10 protein-coding genes, 2 tRNA genes and 3 rRNA genes are annotated in these 16,010 nt (G+C 40.5%); 2 read left to right on the top strand and 13 right to left on the bottom strand.

Features of this window, described 5'->3' with window-relative positions:
* Positions 1-60 precede the first annotated feature (60 nt).
* Positions 61-279, top strand: a complete 219-nt coding sequence (locus QE422_RS03960) for a hypothetical protein (protein WP_307455217.1) — start codon at positions 61-63, stop codon at positions 277-279.
* A gap of 305 nt (positions 280-584) precedes the next feature.
* On the top strand, positions 585-1,883 hold the full coding sequence (locus QE422_RS03955) for an HlyD family secretion protein (protein WP_307455215.1): 1,299 nt from the start codon (positions 585-587) through the stop codon (positions 1,881-1,883).
* A 453-nt stretch (positions 1,884-2,336) separates the two neighbouring features.
* Here the strand turns inward: QE422_RS03955 and rrf are convergent.
* From rrf to QE422_RS03890, 13 genes are all read right to left on the bottom strand, one after another.
* Positions 2,337-2,445, bottom strand: a 5S ribosomal RNA gene (rrf, locus tag QE422_RS03950).
* A 151-nt stretch (positions 2,446-2,596) separates the two neighbouring features.
* Positions 2,597-5,356, bottom strand: a 23S ribosomal RNA gene (locus QE422_RS03945).
* Between the two features lie 158 nt (positions 5,357-5,514).
* Positions 5,515-5,589, bottom strand: a tRNA-Ala gene (locus tag QE422_RS03940).
* An 80-nt stretch (positions 5,590-5,669) separates the two neighbouring features.
* A tRNA-Ile gene (locus QE422_RS03935) sits at positions 5,670-5,743 on the bottom strand.
* A gap of 219 nt (positions 5,744-5,962) precedes the next feature.
* Positions 5,963-7,479, bottom strand: a 16S ribosomal RNA gene (locus tag QE422_RS03930).
* Together the 16S, 23S and 5S rRNA genes with 2 tRNA genes alongside form the textbook arrangement of a ribosomal RNA operon.
* A gap of 697 nt (positions 7,480-8,176) precedes the next feature.
* Positions 8,177-9,328 (bottom strand): hypothetical protein, encoded by a 1,152-nt coding sequence (locus tag QE422_RS03925; RefSeq protein ID WP_307455213.1) that lies wholly within the window; start codon positions 9,326-9,328, stop codon positions 8,177-8,179.
* A 152-nt stretch (positions 9,329-9,480) separates the two neighbouring features.
* Entirely contained in the window at positions 9,481-10,152 is a 672-nt protein-coding gene (locus tag QE422_RS03920; RefSeq protein WP_307455212.1) for a hypothetical protein, read from the bottom strand.
* Positions 10,153-10,154: 2 nt separating this feature from the next.
* Positions 10,155-11,021: a dTDP-4-dehydrorhamnose reductase gene (gene rfbD, locus QE422_RS03915; protein WP_307455210.1), complete on the bottom strand. Its 867-nt coding sequence runs from the start codon at positions 11,019-11,021 to the stop codon at positions 10,155-10,157.
* Complete coding sequence (locus tag QE422_RS03910; protein WP_307455207.1) at positions 11,021-11,506, bottom strand: thioesterase family protein; 486 nt, start codon at positions 11,504-11,506, stop codon at positions 11,021-11,023. The genes rfbD and QE422_RS03910 overlap by 1 nt, the downstream gene beginning before the upstream one ends.
* A 69-nt stretch (positions 11,507-11,575) precedes the next feature.
* The gene (locus QE422_RS03905; RefSeq protein WP_149247356.1) at positions 11,576-12,079 is read right to left on the bottom strand and encodes an OmpH family outer membrane protein; all 504 of its coding nucleotides are present in this window, start codon (positions 12,077-12,079) and stop codon (positions 11,576-11,578) included.
* Positions 12,080-12,141: 62 nt separating this feature from the next.
* Entirely contained in the window at positions 12,142-12,687 is a 546-nt protein-coding gene (locus tag QE422_RS03900; RefSeq protein WP_307455203.1) for an OmpH family outer membrane protein, read from the bottom strand.
* Positions 12,688-12,694: 7 nt separating this feature from the next.
* A complete protein-coding gene (gene bamA / locus QE422_RS03895; protein ID WP_307455201.1) occupies positions 12,695-15,232 on the bottom strand; it encodes an outer membrane protein assembly factor BamA in 2,538 nt (845 codons plus the stop codon).
* A 28-nt stretch (positions 15,233-15,260) separates the two neighbouring features.
* Positions 15,261-16,010, bottom strand: coding sequence for an isoprenyl transferase (locus tag QE422_RS03890; protein ID WP_307455200.1), 750 nt, complete (start codon positions 16,008-16,010; stop codon positions 15,261-15,263).

The following is a 16,010-nucleotide window of genomic DNA, read 5'->3' as shown; positions in this document are numbered from 1 at the left end:
AATAAAAAGCGGAACCGAAAAGCTTTAAAAGAGTAGGAGTCAATCAACAAATCAATTACTATGAAAAATTTTAAAAAACTAACCAGAAAAGACCTGAAATCTGTAAAAGGAAGTGATGGAGAAGGCTTAGGAGGAGGCTGCGACGGCGATCAATTTCCTGTAGATCCGCCAATGCCTGGACAACCATACAATTGTTCTTGCAGTTCTCTGGCATGGTGCGAAAAAATGGGAGCCTGTGTCCATATAAACTTTTACAGCCCTGAAAACTGTCGACTTTAAACCATTTAAACAATTATACTATGAAAAATTTAAAAAAATTAACGAGAGAGAATCTAAAATCAGTAAACGGAGGAGGCATCGGTACTTGTGGAGCTTACTTTCCTACAGAACCGCCACTTCCAGGAGAGCCTTTTGATTGCGGCTGCAGCAACCTCCTATGGTGCGAGAAAAGAGGTTCATGTGTTCATAAGAATATGTATTCGTCGCAAGTCTGTAATGATGGCTTTTAATGAGATAGATTTTGATTCGATCTAATGCATGAAACAGCAATCTTCAATTTTTTGAAGATTGCTTATATTTAAAATATGGAAAAAGACGTCTTAGACAATATTGAACTACGCTCAGAAAGCGTTCAGGATATTCTTACCCAACCACCTCATTGGATGATCCGTTGGGGAAATACCATTATATTTTTAATTCTGGTGCTAATTTTAATGATGAGCTATGTCATCCGGTATCCGGAATTTATTCCTGCTCCAATTGTTGTTACTTCGCAGAATCCTCCTGAGAAATTGGAAGCAAGAACCAATGCGAAAATTGAAAAAATATTTATTAAAGAACACCAGCAGGTCAAAAAGGATCAGGTGTTGATGGTGATGCAGTCAACGGCGAATTACGAAGACGTTTTAAAGCTTAAAAAAATTATAGATTCAATGGCTCCTGATCAGTTATTGTCGTTTCCTCTAAATGAAGTCTCTCATTTTAAACTCGGCGAACTTCAAAGTGACTATAATGGCTTTGCAAAAGCATTTCAGGACGAAACCCTATTTACAAGACTTCAGCCTTACGCTCCGGAAAATTTGGCGGCCAATCAGAGCCTTTCCGAGTACAGATTAAGAATTGCAACAACAAAGCAGCAAAAGAAACTTGAACAGGCAAAATATGAAATTACGAAGAAAAACTATCAACGTTCTCAGGATCTATATAATCAGGGAGTAATTGCTTCCATGGAACTTGAAAATGAAAAGATAAAATTTCTGCAGGCACAACAAAATCTGGAAAACATTAATATTTCTCTTTCGCAGATGGAAGAAGCGATATCTAATCTTAATAAGACCAAAAGTGGTACTGCCATTAATACCGAAAAAGATAAAATTACTTATTCTTCGCAGACCCTGCAATTGTTCGAGCAGTTGAGAAAGTCTCTGAAACAATGGGAACAGAATTACTTGATCATTTCAAATACAAACGGAATCGCCAGTTTCCAACAATTCTTCGGGGAAAACCAGTTTATAAAAGCAGGTGACGTTATTTTATCGATTCTTCCCGAAAATAAGGAAAAGTTGGTTGGCCGAATGTCTGTACCGGCAGCCAATTCAGGAAAAATTATTTCAGGTGAAAAAGTTCTGATCAAACTGGATAATTACCGTTATCAGGAATATGGAATTGTAGAAGGGAAAGTTCAGAACATCTCTCTTTCTCCTGATAAAGACGGAAACTATTATGTCGATGTACTTCTCCCGAAAGGATTGAAAACAAGCTATAACAAAACCCTTCCTTTCGACAAAGAACTTAAAGGAAGTGCTGAAATTGTAACGGAAGATTTACGGCTGATTGAAAGATTCTTCTACCAGATGAGAAAATTATTAGGATATCAAAGTTAAAATCTGATTTATATAGTAACCCGAAACATGCTGTTTCGGGTTTATTTTTTAGTTTTTAGAATCAAAGAACAATTCCAATTTTCCACTACGGTATTTAATTTAAGGGATAATTTCAGGAGCTATTTCCCGCTATCCGTTTCTACTCCTCACGGCTTGGCTTTTCCTTTGCTGATGCCTGGCTTTCCACCACTTGCTGTGGGGTATTTGCTGCTATCGGGGCTAGGGCGGTTGGCAGTAGTTGAACAATGGTCTGTTGTAAAGAAAGTTCGGGCAATAAATGATGAGGTAAGATTTTGTATAGGTTGTGGTGTTATGATTGCATCTTTACCTTTTGTGTTTATGTAGTCTCCACTTTGAACCTTGAATTTTGAACTTTGAACTTTGAATCTTGAATCTTGAATCTTGGCTAAAAAAAAAGTCTCATACAAATGAATGCATGAGACTTTTAATAAAAACTGGCGGCGACCTACTCTCCCGCTATTCGCAGTACCATCGGCGCTGGTGGGCTTAACTTCTGTGTTCGGAATGGGAACAGGTGAGCCCCACCGCTAAAACCACCCTAAAGGTTGTATATAGGTTTAAGGTTTTTAGTTCTATGTTCAAAGTTTGTCACTTTGAATTTTAAACATTGAACCTTAAATCAATTTATCGGTAAATTTCATCACAAAGGCAAAACCTTGGTTGCACTTATAAGGCTTTATTGAGAACCAATAGGCAATAAATCTACGGGTAATTAGTACTACTCGGCTATGCTGTTACCAACTTTACACCTGTAGCCTATCAACGTGGTCATCTCCCACGACCCTTAAAAGATGTCTCATCTTGAGGCGAGTTTCACACTTATATGCTTTCAGTGTTTATCTCTTCCAAACATAGCTACTCAGCGGTGCACCTGGCGGTACAACTGATACACCAGAGGTTTGTTCAATTCGGTCCTCTCGTACTAGAATCAAGCCCTCTCAAACATCTAACGCCCGCAATAGATAGAGACCGAACTGTCTCACGACGTTCTGAACCCAGCTCGCGTGCCACTTTAATGGGCGAACAGCCCAACCCTTGGGACCTTCTCCAGCCCCAGGATGTGACGAGCCGACATCGAGGTGCCGAACCTCCCCGTCGATGTGAGCTCTTGGGGGAGACTAGCCTGTTATCCCCGGAGTACCTTTTATCCTATGAGCGATGGCCCTTCCATACGGAACCACCGGATCACTATGTCCTGCTTTCGCACCTGATCGACTTGTAGGTCTCACAGTCAAGCACCCTTATGCCATTACACTCTACGCACGGTTACCAAGCGTGCTGAGGGTACCTTTGAAAGCCTCCGTTACTCTTTTGGAGGCGACCACCCCAGTCAAACTACCCACCACGCAATGTCCTTCTAAAAGAAGTTAGGCTCCAAGTAAGTAAAGGGTGGTATTTCAACGTCGGCTCCACAAACACTAGCGTGCCTGCTTCAAAGCCTCCCACCTATCCTACACATTACTTACTCAAAGTCAATACGAAGTTATAGTAAAGGTTCACAGGGTCTTTTCGTCCCATTGCGGGTAATCGGCATCTTCACCGATACTACAATTTCACCGAGCTCGTGGCTGAGACAGTGCCCAGATCGTTACACCATTCGTGCAGGTCGGAACTTACCCGACAAGGAATTTCGCTACCTTAGGACCGTTATAGTTACGGCCGCCGTTTACTGGGGCTTCAGTCAAACGCTTCGCTTACGCTAACGCCCTTCCTTAACCTTCCAGCACCGGGCAGGTGTCAGACCCTATACAGCATCTTTCGATTTAGCAGAGTCCTGTGTTTTTGATAAACAGTCGCCTGGGCCTCTTCACTGCGGCCAGCATTGCTGCTGGCGTCTCTTCTTCCGAAGTTACGAGACTATTTTGCCTAGTTCCTTAGCCACGACTCACTCGAGCACCTTAGGATTCTCTCCTCGACCACCTGTGTCGGTTTTGGTACGGGTTGCTTCACTTCGGCTTTTCTTGGATCCGATTACACTACAGCAGCTTCGCCCGAAGGCTAGGCCTTGACACTTCCGTCCGTCTTTAGTAGCTACATCGAACCGTCCCCTTTTTAGTGTGAGCAAGTATGGGAATATTAACCCATTGTCCATCCACTACCCCTTTCGGGTTCGCGTTAGGTCCCGACTAACCCTCAGCTGATTAGCATGGCTGAGGAAACCTTAGTCTTTCGGTGAGGGGGTTTCTCGCCCCCTTTATCGTTACTTATGCCTACATTTTCTTTTCTATAAGCTCCACCAAGCCTCACGACTCAGCTTCTACGCCGATAGAATGCTCTCCTACCAGATGTAATATAATTACAAATCCATAGCTTCGGTATTCTGTTTATGCCCGATTATTATCCATGCCGGACCGCTCGACTAGTGAGCTGTTACGCACTCTTTAAATGAATGGCTGCTTCCAAGCCAACATCCTAGCTGTCAATGCAGTCCAACCGCGTTGCTTCAACTTAACAGAAATTTGGGGACCTTAGCTGTTGGTCTGGGTTCTTTCCCTCTCGGACATGGACCTTAGCACCCATGCCCTCACTGCCGTAGAACATTTATTAGCATTCGGAGTTTGTCAGGAATTGGTAGGTGGTGAAACCCCCGCATCCAATCAGTAGCTCTACCTCTAATAAACTTATATACGACGCTGCACCTAAATGCATTTCGGAGAGTACGAGCTATCTCCCAGTTTGATTGGCCTTTCACCCCTACCCACAGGTCATCCGAAGACTTTTCAACGTCAACCGGTTCGGTCCTCCACTTTGTGTTACCAAAGCTTCAACCTGCCCATGGGTAGATCACAAGGTTTCGCGTCTAATCCTACTAACTATGCGCCCTATTCAGACTCGCTTTCGCTCCGGCTCCGGACCTGAAGTCCTTAACCTCGCTAGTAAAATTAACTCGTAGGCTCATTATGCAAAAGGCACGCCGTCACAGAATTAATCTGCTCCGACCGCTTGTAGGCGTACGGTTTCAGGTTCTATTTCACCCTTCTATTCGAAGTGCTTTTCACCTTTCCTTCACAGTACTTGTTCACTATCGGTCTTTCAGGAGTATTTAGCCTTGGAGGATGGTCCCCCCATATTCAGACAGGATTTCACGTGTCCCGCCCTACTCATTTATCACTTAAATATGCCTTTCATATACGGGGCTATCACCCTCTATGGCCGTTCTTTCCAGAACATTCTATTAAACATATAAAAGCTTTTGGGCTAATCCGCTTTCGCTCGCCACTACTTACGGAATCTCTTCGATTTCTTTTCCTCCGGGTACTTAGATGTTTCAGTTCTCCGGGTTTGCTCTCTAATAAATTAGAGTAATACATCTTCAATGTATTGGGTTGCCCCATTCGGACATCTCGGGATCAATTCGTGTGTGCCAATCCCCCGAGCTTTTCGCAGCTTACCACGTCCTTCTTCGCCTCTGAAAGCCTAGGCATCCGCCATACGCCCTTAACGATTTCTTTCCTATTTTTAGGTTACTCAAGCACTTATAAGTGCTCGGTTTTCTCTTTGTGATGTCTTTACCGTTAATGTCAATGATCTTAATTTCTTCTCTTCCGTCTGATGAACAGATGTTGTTTTTGGCTCCATCCGTAACTTTTAAATCAAACTTCCAAAACTGTGGAGAATCAAGGGAGTCGAACCCTTGACCTCCTGCGTGCAAGGCAGGCGCTCTAGCCAGCTGAGCTAATTCCCCCTCTAGTAGTTTAATGTTTAAGGTTTCATGTTCAATGCCTTAACCTTGAACCATAAACTTTAAACCTTCAACTTAATTAGTAGTCTCGGGCAGGCTCGAACTGCCGACCTCTACATTATCAGTGTAGCGCTCTAACCAGCTGAGCTACGAGACTCTGTTATGAGTGATGATTGATGAGTTATAATTGATATTTGCATACCGCATACTTTTCTTCATTATCATTCTCAATCTCTTATCCCTTATACTAATTTCTAGTGGGTTTTGTATTTTTAATATAAGCAACCAATAAAAAACTAAAGCTTGAACTTTAAGTAAGTCCTGTGGACATTTGCATGTCCGTAATTTTGTTTATTCTCGTATTAACGAGACTCTAAAATGAGATGTTCCAGCCGCACCTTCCGGTACGGCTACCTTGTTACGACTTAGCCCTAGTTACCTGTTTTACCCTAGGCAGCTCCTTTTACGGTCACCGACTTCAGGTACCCCAGACTTCCATGGCTTGACGGGCGGTGTGTACAAGGCCCGGGAACGTATTCACCGCGCCATGGCTGATGCGCGATTACTAGCGATTCCAGCTTCATAGAGTCGAGTTGCAGACTCCAATCCGAACTGAGACCGGCTTTCGAGATTCGCATCACATCGCTGTGTAGCTGCCCTCTGTACCGGCCATTGTATTACGTGTGTGGCCCAAGGCGTAAGGGCCGTGATGATTTGACGTCATCCCCACCTTCCTCTCTACTTGCGTAGGCAGTCTTACTAGAGTCCTCAACTTAATGGTAGCAACTAGTAACAGGGGTTGCGCTCGTTGCAGGACTTAACCTAACACCTCACGGCACGAGCTGACGACAACCATGCAGCACCTTGAAAATTGCCCGAAGGAAGGTCTATTTCTAAACCGATCAATTCCCATTTAAGCCTTGGTAAGGTTCCTCGCGTATCATCGAATTAAACCACATAATCCACCGCTTGTGCGGGCCCCCGTCAATTCCTTTGAGTTTCATTCTTGCGAACGTACTCCCCAGGTGGCTAACTTATCACTTTCGCTTAGTCTCTGAACCCGAAAGCCCAAAAACGAGTTAGCATCGTTTACGGCGTGGACTACCAGGGTATCTAATCCTGTTCGCTCCCCACGCTTTCGTCCATCAGCGTCAGTTAAGACATAGTGACCTGCCTTCGCAATTGGTGTTCTAAGTAATATCTATGCATTTCACCGCTACACTACTTATTCCAGCCACTTCTACCTTACTCAAGACCTGCAGTATCAATGGCAGTTTCACAGTTAAGCTGTGAGATTTCACCACTGACTTACAGATCCGCCTACGGACCCTTTAAACCCAATAAATCCGGATAACGCTTGCACCCTCCGTATTACCGCGGCTGCTGGCACGGAGTTAGCCGGTGCTTATTCGTACAGTACCTTCAGCTACTCTCACGAGAGTAGGTTTATCCCTGTACAAAAGAAGTTTACAACCCATAGGGCCGTCGTCCTTCACGCGGGATGGCTGGATCAGGCGCTAACCCATTGTCCAATATTCCTCACTGCTGCCTCCCGTAGGAGTCTGGTCCGTGTCTCAGTACCAGTGTGGGGGATCACCCTCTCAGGCCCCCTAAAGATCATCGACTTGGTGAGCCGTTACCTCACCAACTATCTAATCTTGCGCGTGCCCATCTCTATCCACCGGAGTTTTCAATAATAAATGATGCCATTCATTATATTATGGGGTATTAATCTTCCTTTCGAAAGGCTATCCCCCAGATAAAGGCAGGTTGCACACGTGTTCCGCACCCGTACGCCGCTCTCTCTGTCCCGAAAGACAAATACCGCTCGGCTTGCATGTGTTAGGCCTCCCGCTAGCGTTCATCCTGAGCCAGGATCAAACTCTCCATTGTATGTTTGTTCCAGGCTCACTCAAAGTTTCTTTTACGCTTTAGTTTTTCCTTACTTGGTTGTTATATTGTATGTCAATGATCTTCTTTATCTCTCGCTTTGTAACGAAGCAATCGTTTCTGTCAGTGTTGCTCCGTATTTGCGAGTGCAAAAGTAATAACTTATTTTTAAATGACCAAATGTTTTGAAAAGAAATTTTAAAGTTTTTTTCTTAACCTTAACCCTCTCTAACATTCAATCCCTCTACTCCTGCGCTCCCCTTAATCGGGACTGCAAAGATACAAATCTTTTTTATTCCCGCAACTCTTTTTAAAAAAAAGTTTTTGATCCTAAAACCGATTAAACTGCATCTTCCATAACGATAGAAAAGTATTTATTCTGTATTCCAAAAGAAATAAAAAACAAACCCTCTATCTTTATATAAAGTAGTTTTGTTTAAAATAATGTCCGCTTATCTAAAAGCTCTTCTGCGCTTACTGAACTACTCTCGTTTTCAGTGGGGCAAAGATAGAAACTCTGACCTACACAAAGCAAGTTTATTTAACTTAAATTTCATATTTATGTAATATTTAAAGCTAAAGAGCTGATCTTCAGAAAGAATATTTTTAAACAAAAGTTTAAAATTTTAAAGAGTAATGAGTTTTTACCGATTCAGCTTGTTTACAGTTGTATCAAAAAACTATTTAATTTATAGAAATTTTATTTTGTAGGTTTTTCAATATTCAATCCGCATGGATGTATTTTAGCCGGTAGATAAGAATCATATTTCTTGTATTCATTTTTCCAGCTTGCTCCTTTACAATAAATAAAGTCGGAATATAACAGTCTGGGAATTTTAAAAGACATTAATCCGAAAGAGACTATCAGCAATGGCAGATGAAGCTTTGGTGAGATGATCCCATTCATCAATTCACATAATACCAAAAATACAGACGCTGTCATTATGCAATTGTATCTTTCTGCATCCAAATTAGGCAACACCCGTGTAAAATCTACAAATACGGCCAATCCTAATAATGTTATTATGGTAATTAATTTCTCCCTATTCATTCTCCGGTAGTAGAAGAATGCCGTAAAAAAAATCAAATAATAGTTTTTATAGAGAAACTTTAAATAGTCTTTGTCTTTTAAAAGCTGTAATTTGTATGAAACATTCCACATCAGCCTTTCCGTAATTGTGGTTCTGTTATCAGATGTATAAAATATTACTGAGTATATATGAAACAGAACTCCGACTGCTATAAAAAGAAACAGAACTTTATATTTTTTAAAATACTTCAAATAAAGTAGCGGGATAAACAGTAGCCCCATTACGCCACTAAGAAGGCACACCCATATCAATATCTGTCTTGATACAGAAAGCTCGTGATGATTCTTAATGATAAAATAGATAATGAAGGGGGTTATAAACTGCAAGGTTATCGTATTTAACAGAATTTCCTGCCCGCTTGCCGTAATCAGGAATATTGTGAGCACGAAGAATATTTTCCCGATAGAATTCTTAGGATATCTATGAGTAACATATAAAAAGATCTCATAAAAAAAATAGCCCCAGAATAATAACGAAACATAAACCGTGAAATACGGGATATATTTTGTTGGAAAAAGAGAACTGAGATAAATAGTCACACTTGGAATTATGCTGTAATATCCCTGATGGTTGGAAAAAACGGATGGAAATCCGTTTAAAATTGAATCATGCAAATAAACAATACCTTCTTCATACCATAACCTGGGATCCAAGAGTACGAATCTTGTTTTAAATAAAAATACCGAGAGGATCAAGAGGTAGATCAGAACAACTGCACCATATTGTTTAAGATATGATGAGTTTATTTTTTTTGCATGCATTGTATTAAGTTGAATTATGCGTAAAATTTACAATTTGAATGTAAAATTTGCAACAGAAAATATTGTTTACATCAGCTATCAGTAGAATTTTTTTGAAGCAAAGCGTATTTCGTACTGAAGCCATTGTTGTAAAAGATTCTACAACCTTTTCTTTATTGTTTGCTGTAAATGGTCCTCAGAAAATCACCGTAAGAAGCTTCAAGGCCAATGATGTCGCCGCTCTTTAAGTTCAGGCCTCCTACTCCAGTGTTATCGGATTTAATTTTAGTAGCGGAAATCTGGAAATATTGATTGGAGCTGTTATCTTTAGGCTGTATTTTAATGGTAGATCCCAAAAGTTTCTTTGTGGAAATCGTATACACTTCGCCCGGAACCGTTTTCAGCATCAGATATGATCTTGGGGAAATAAGGTAATCTTTTTTATTGACTGCAATTTTCTGGTCTTTATCCGAAGAGGCAAAAATATACATATATCCCATTTGCTCCGTCGATTTATTTTTCGGCAAATAATATAGGCTTAGTCTGTAATTTGAAGGATTAAAATTTTGTTTTGTTCCGTCAATATTTTCAAAAGGCTTCAGGGTATAAGCATTGGCCCCGATCTCTTTCGCTTTTTTATAGACTAATGCAAAAACTTCATCATCATATCTGGAGAAACCCTGGACTTCAATTTCGCCCAGGTATTCTGCCTCCTTCACTTCGTCAATTTTATACAGGAATTTATCTGTATTTTCATGGGTCTTTTCAACTTTTGTAAGGTATACGTTTTGAGCACTGAAAAGCTGTATCAAAAAAGCTAAGGCCGCGATAAGTATTTTTTTCATTTTTATATGTTAGATTGAAGAATTTCCACACATTCTTCGAGGCTGTTTTCCCAATGCTTGGGCTCTATTTTATAAATTTTTTCAATTTTATCGAGGCACATCGTACTTCTTTTCGGCCTTTTTGCCGGTGTCGGATACTGCTCTGTCGTCAATTGATTCAATTTTATTTCTGATCCGGAGAAATCTGCAATTTTTTTTGCAAATTCAAACCATGTGATTTCAGGATAATTGGAAAAGTGGAAAATCCCGTATTTTTTTTCCTTGGTTTCGATAATCATCATGATGGTCTCTGCAAGATCGTTGGCATTGGTCGGCTGGCCGAACTGGTCGCCGACAATTCCCAGCTCATCTTTCTGGGAGAAAAGGTTCAGCATTGTTTTTACGAAATTCTTGTTGAATTCGGAATACAACCATGATGTTCGTAAAATAATTGTTTTCGGATTAATTTCCAACGCAAGCTCTTCCCCTTTTAATTTGGATTCACCGTAAACGCCGATCGGGTTTGTAAAATCATCTTCGGAGTAGTCTAAATTGGTTTCTCCGTCGAAAACATAATCTGTAGAAACATGAATGAATATTGTGTTGCTATCTTTACAGGCCTGTGCCAGATATCCTACCCCATCTGCATTTACGGCAAATGCCTTTTCTTTTTCTTTTTCGGCAAGGTCTACCGCGGTGTAGGCAGAGGCATTGATGCAATAATCCGGTTTATGCTCTGCAAAAAACGTATTAATCTGATCTTCGTTCGTAATATCCAGTGTATGGGAATCGGTAAAGATAAATTCGTAGTCCAGCTCAAAATCAGGAGCGATTTTTCTGATGCAGTTTCCTAATTGTCCGTTCCCTCCAATAACTAATATTTTCTTCATTATGAATTTTTTGCGTTTTGTGATCTTAAGAATTTAACTCTGGACTGGAAGTCTTTCTGCTCCAGCTCTACATAAAATTTGTTGAATGTTCCTTTAATATCTTCAGGATGAACTTCCGACTTTCTTGTTTTAACATTGAAATAAATTACAGTCACCCATAATACGGCATGAATGGTTTTTTCATCCAGATCTTTCATCAGGATTTCCACTTTTGCCGTCCGGTCTCCTACTTCAATGGTCTTGCTGCTGATCACCACCGATGTATTGTATCTTACTTCCTTCAGGTAGGCGATTTCGTTCTGAATGGCAATCCAGGTACAGCCGGTAAGCTTTGTGTATTCTTCATAGGTAAAACCATAAAACGTTTCAACATGATCTTCTCTGGCATTGAACATATAGTCCAGATATTTCACATTATTCAAGTGCCCGATCGGATCACAGTCGCTGAATCTGACCTTTACCTTAGTTGATACTTCTTTTTCCATTCTGCAAAAATAAAAAAACCACCCCGATGAGAGATGGTTATTTTATAAATGTTTGTTAATTTCTGAAAATTACTGAACACCCAGTTCTTTCTTCACAGCTGCTGTAGCATCAGGTCCTCCTTTGAAAACAAATGCGGCAGAGTTTGCATCCATGATATAGTCATATCCGTTTGCTTTAGCCACTTTAGAAACAGCATCGTTAAGCTTTTTCTCGATTGGCTCGTAAGCTGCATCCTGCTTTGCTACGAAATCTTTCTGAGCTTTGTCGTTCATTTGCTGAATTTCTTCCTGCATTTTTGCCAATTCCGCTTCTCTTGCTTTGTTTTCGTCAGCAGTTTTCTTTGGTGCTTCCTCCGTATACTGCTTTACTTTTGCCTGTCCTGCATCTGCTTTTTTCTTGATTTCCGCTTGTTTAGTATCTAAGAAAGCTTTAAGATCAGTATCAGCCTTTTTCTTTTCAGGCATTGCGTTAAGAACACCTATAACGTCTAAAGTAGCAATTTTTTGAGCTTTTGCCATACCTACCGATACAACCATCATTACCGCTGCAAATAATACACTTAATTTTTTCATAATTGGTAAATAAATAATTTAATTTGTTTTTTAGATCTGTAAATTTAATAAAAGTTAAACTTTTATTTTCTTGTTTTGGTTTTTTCTTTTGGCTCACTGTCCTTTACCAGGATGGCCAGTACTTTATCTGAGTAATCCGATCTTTTCTGAAGGAAAATTACATTGTTGCTTGTTTTATCCAGTACGATCGCGAGGCCGTTCTTTTCGGACATGGTTTTAATGGCTTCCCAGATCTGATCCTGAAACGGCTGTACAAGATTTGCCCTCAGTTTTTTGATCTCTCCGGTAGCTCCGAAACGTAAGCTGGTTGTGGTCTTGATGTTTTTATCCAAATCCATCACTTCCTTTTCTCTCAGTTTCAGCTGATCGCCTATTAAAAGTACTTTTTCACTTTCAAAAGCAGATCGCTTACGCTCATATTCGGCCTGCAGATTCTGAAGTTCGGTCTGCCAGGTATCGATCTGTGCATTAAGTCTTGCTTCCGCCTCTTTGTACTGAGGCATTTTGCTTAATATGTATTCGGTATCCACAACGCCCACTTTCTGTGCATTGCTTAGTCCGAAAAGCAAGAATAATACGAATGAAAAAACAATTTTAAAATTTTTCATGTTTTGATTATAATGACTGGTTCATCAAGAAGTGGGTCTTCCATCCGGAAGGCTCTGTTCCTGTAATTGTTTTGTCGAATCCATAAGCGAAATCAAACCCAATTAAACCGAAAGCTCCCATATAAACTCTTACTCCGACACCCACTGATCTTTTTAACTGGAATGGGTTGTAATTGCCCCATGAATTCCAAACGTTCCCTCCTTCAGCAAACGTCAAGGCATAAATCTTTGCCGTCTGGTTCAGTGAAATCGGGTATCTTAATTCTAACGTAAATCTGTTATAAATAGTACCTCCCCCTGCAGGTGTAATATCTTCAGAAGTTCCTCCGTAAGTAGAAGCGTTTTCGTAACCTCTCAACGGAATCAATTCTCTACCGTCGTATCGGCCTCCGAAAAGACCGGTACCTCCGACATAGAATCTTTCAAACGGCGGAGCTCCAAGTTTGGAGTTGTATCCGTCCATGAATCCCATTTCAGCAGAAGATCTTAATACCAATTTACCAATGATCTCATTGTAAACATCAGCCTTGAACTTCACCTTGTAGAATTCCATCCATTTATATTTCTCCGTAGGACTCAACGTGGAATAATCTTTGTTGTTGAATGCAGAGTAAGGCAGCGTGAACTTCACCGATAAATCCAGGTTGGAACCTGTTGTCGGGAAGATGGGGTCGATCCCTGCCGAGTTTCTGCTCAGTCCTAAGTTGATGCTTAAGTTGTTTGCGGAACCATAATATTCCGTAGTATTTCCAAACTGGAACGGATAATTCTGGAAGTCATACTTCTGGTACTGAAGACCTGTATATAACGAGAAATAATCATCCGGCCATTTCAATAGCCTGTTTAAACCTACTGAAGCGGAGAAAATATTCAACTTCTGAGAATTCCCGGAAATATCGGAATATTTAACTCTTGAATTGTTCAAACTTACCGAAAGCGCAGTTGGTCTTGTTCCGAATAACCACGGCTCCGTAAATGAAACGCCATAGTTCTGGAAATATTGTCCGGCCTGTGCCTGAAGCGATAAGGTTTGCCCATCTCCCTGAGGAACCGGCTTAAAGTCTTTGAATTTCAGGAAGTTTCTTAACGAGAAGTTATTGAAAGTAAGTCCCAATGTTCCGATGAAGCTGTTACCTCCGTAACCGGCCTGTAACTGAACCTGTGAAGATCCTTTTTCTACAAGTTTCCAGTTGATATCTACCGTGTTATCCTGCTGGTTTGGCTGAATGTCCTGCCCCACCTGCTGTGGATCAAAAAACTGCATTCCCGCAAGATCGAAATAGGTTCTTTTGATATCGCTCTTAGCGAAAAGATTCCCCGGCTTTGTTCTCAAAGCTCTCAGAATAACGTGGTCATGAGTTGTTGTGTTCCCCTGCCAAGTTACTTTATTCCAAGTTGCTTTTTCTCCTTCGTTAATCCTGATTTCAAGATTCACCCTATCTCCGTCTACTGATTTTTCGACAGGAGTTACATTGGAGAACAGATAACCATTATTCATGTAGATGGACTTGATATCGGAATCATCTTCCTTACCTCCGTCTTCTCCTACTTTTTTATTGAAACCTACAGCATCGTAGATATCTCCTTTTTTATATCCTAAAAGTCTCTGTAAATAGTCGGTTGAATAAACGGTATTTCCGGTGAAAGTAATATCACCAATATAATACTGCTTTCCTTCGTTTAGTTTTACATTGATTTCGTAATTGTTTCTTTTGTTTCTCCAAACCGAATCTGAAACAATTGTCGCATCCCTGTATCCTAAGGAGTTATAGTAATTGATAAGGTTTTGCTTGTCTTCCTGGTATTTGTCTTCAATAAATTTAGAAGATTTCAAAATACCGCCGATCCCGAATCTTTTCTGTTTTGTTTCCTTGAAAGCTTTCTTTCTTAGCTTTCTGTCGGTAACCATTTTGTTTCCTTCAAATTCGATATGATCGATCTTAATCCTTTTGCCTTTGTCTACTTCAATCGTCCAGTCAACCAGATTAGGATCTCCGGCATTCACTTTCTCCTGAATAGTGATCTTCGCATCGGCATACCCTTTTTTTACGAAGTCTTTAGGGACATTCGTTTTAAGGCTTGAGATTAAGTTTTGTGTAATTTTAGTTCCCGGCTTCAGATTGTTGTCTTTAGCCATTTTTTCGTTTTTAGATTTTCCAATCCCTTTTCCTGTGAATTTTACTTCTCCAAGGTCTTTAAGGTCCTGAAGGTAAAATCTAAGAATGATGGTTTCGCCTTCAATACTCTGAACATATACTTCAACCTCAGAAAAAGACTGGGTATCCCAAAGTTTTTTTACAGCGTTACTGATTTTCTGCCCCGGAATGTCTACGGTTTCCCCTTTTGACAAACCTGTAAATCTCAGGATCTGAGCCGGCGTGTATTTTTTAACCCCATCTACGACAATGTCTTTCAATGTGTATGTTCCTGCCTGGTTTTCTGCATGTACAGCATTATTTACTTTTGTGCTGTCCTGTGGAGTTACCTGTCCATAAAAATGTGCAGAAGCAACAAACATGATGATGGGTAATAGTCTAAACTTCATTTTATCGTAGTCTTTCTTTTCTTAATTTTTACTGAATTTTTATTTGCTCGCCGGTCATCCCGAATCTTCTTTCTTTGTTTTGATAATTTACAATACACTGAAAGAAAATGTCTTTTGTAAAGTCCGGCCACAGAACATCTAAAAACTGCAGCTCCGCATAAGCGATCTGCCAAAGGAGGAAATTGCTGATTCTGATTTCGCCGCTCGTCCGGATCAGGAGATCCACTGGCGGAAGATCTTTTGTATAAAGATAGCTTTCGAAAAGCTTTTCGTCGATATTTTCGGTACCGATTTTTCCTTCTTTTACATCTTCGCTGATGCTTTTTACGGCATTGAGTATTTCATTCTGCGAACCATAGCTGATCGCCAATACCAAATTGCCTTTTGTGTTTTCTTTTGTAAGTTCCACCACACGCAAAAGCTGATCTTTTACAAGCGGCGGAAGTTTTTCAAGATTCCCGATCACATGCATTTTTAATCCTTTACTGAAAATTTCCTCCGCTTCCAGCAACAGCGTTTCGACAAGTAAATTCATTAAAGTATTTACTTCCTCAGCAGGCCGGTTCCAGTTTTCCGAAGAAAAGGTGTAAAGGGTTAGGTACGGAATGTGTATTTCATTACATGCATTAATGGCATTCCTTACTGCATCAATGGCATTTCTGTGACCGAAAGTTCTTTCTTCGCCACGGGATTTTGCCCACCTTCCATTACCATCCATGATGATAGCCACGTGTTGCGGCAAATTCTCAGGATCTATTTTATCTTTTATCAACGACAT

It is taken from the genome of Chryseobacterium sp. SORGH_AS_0447 (genome assembly GCF_030818695.1).
Taxonomy (GTDB): Bacteria; Bacteroidota; Bacteroidia; order Flavobacteriales; family Weeksellaceae; genus Chryseobacterium.
The sequence above is the reverse complement of the archived record's forward strand: the minus strand, read 5'-3'. Positions and strand labels throughout refer to the sequence as shown.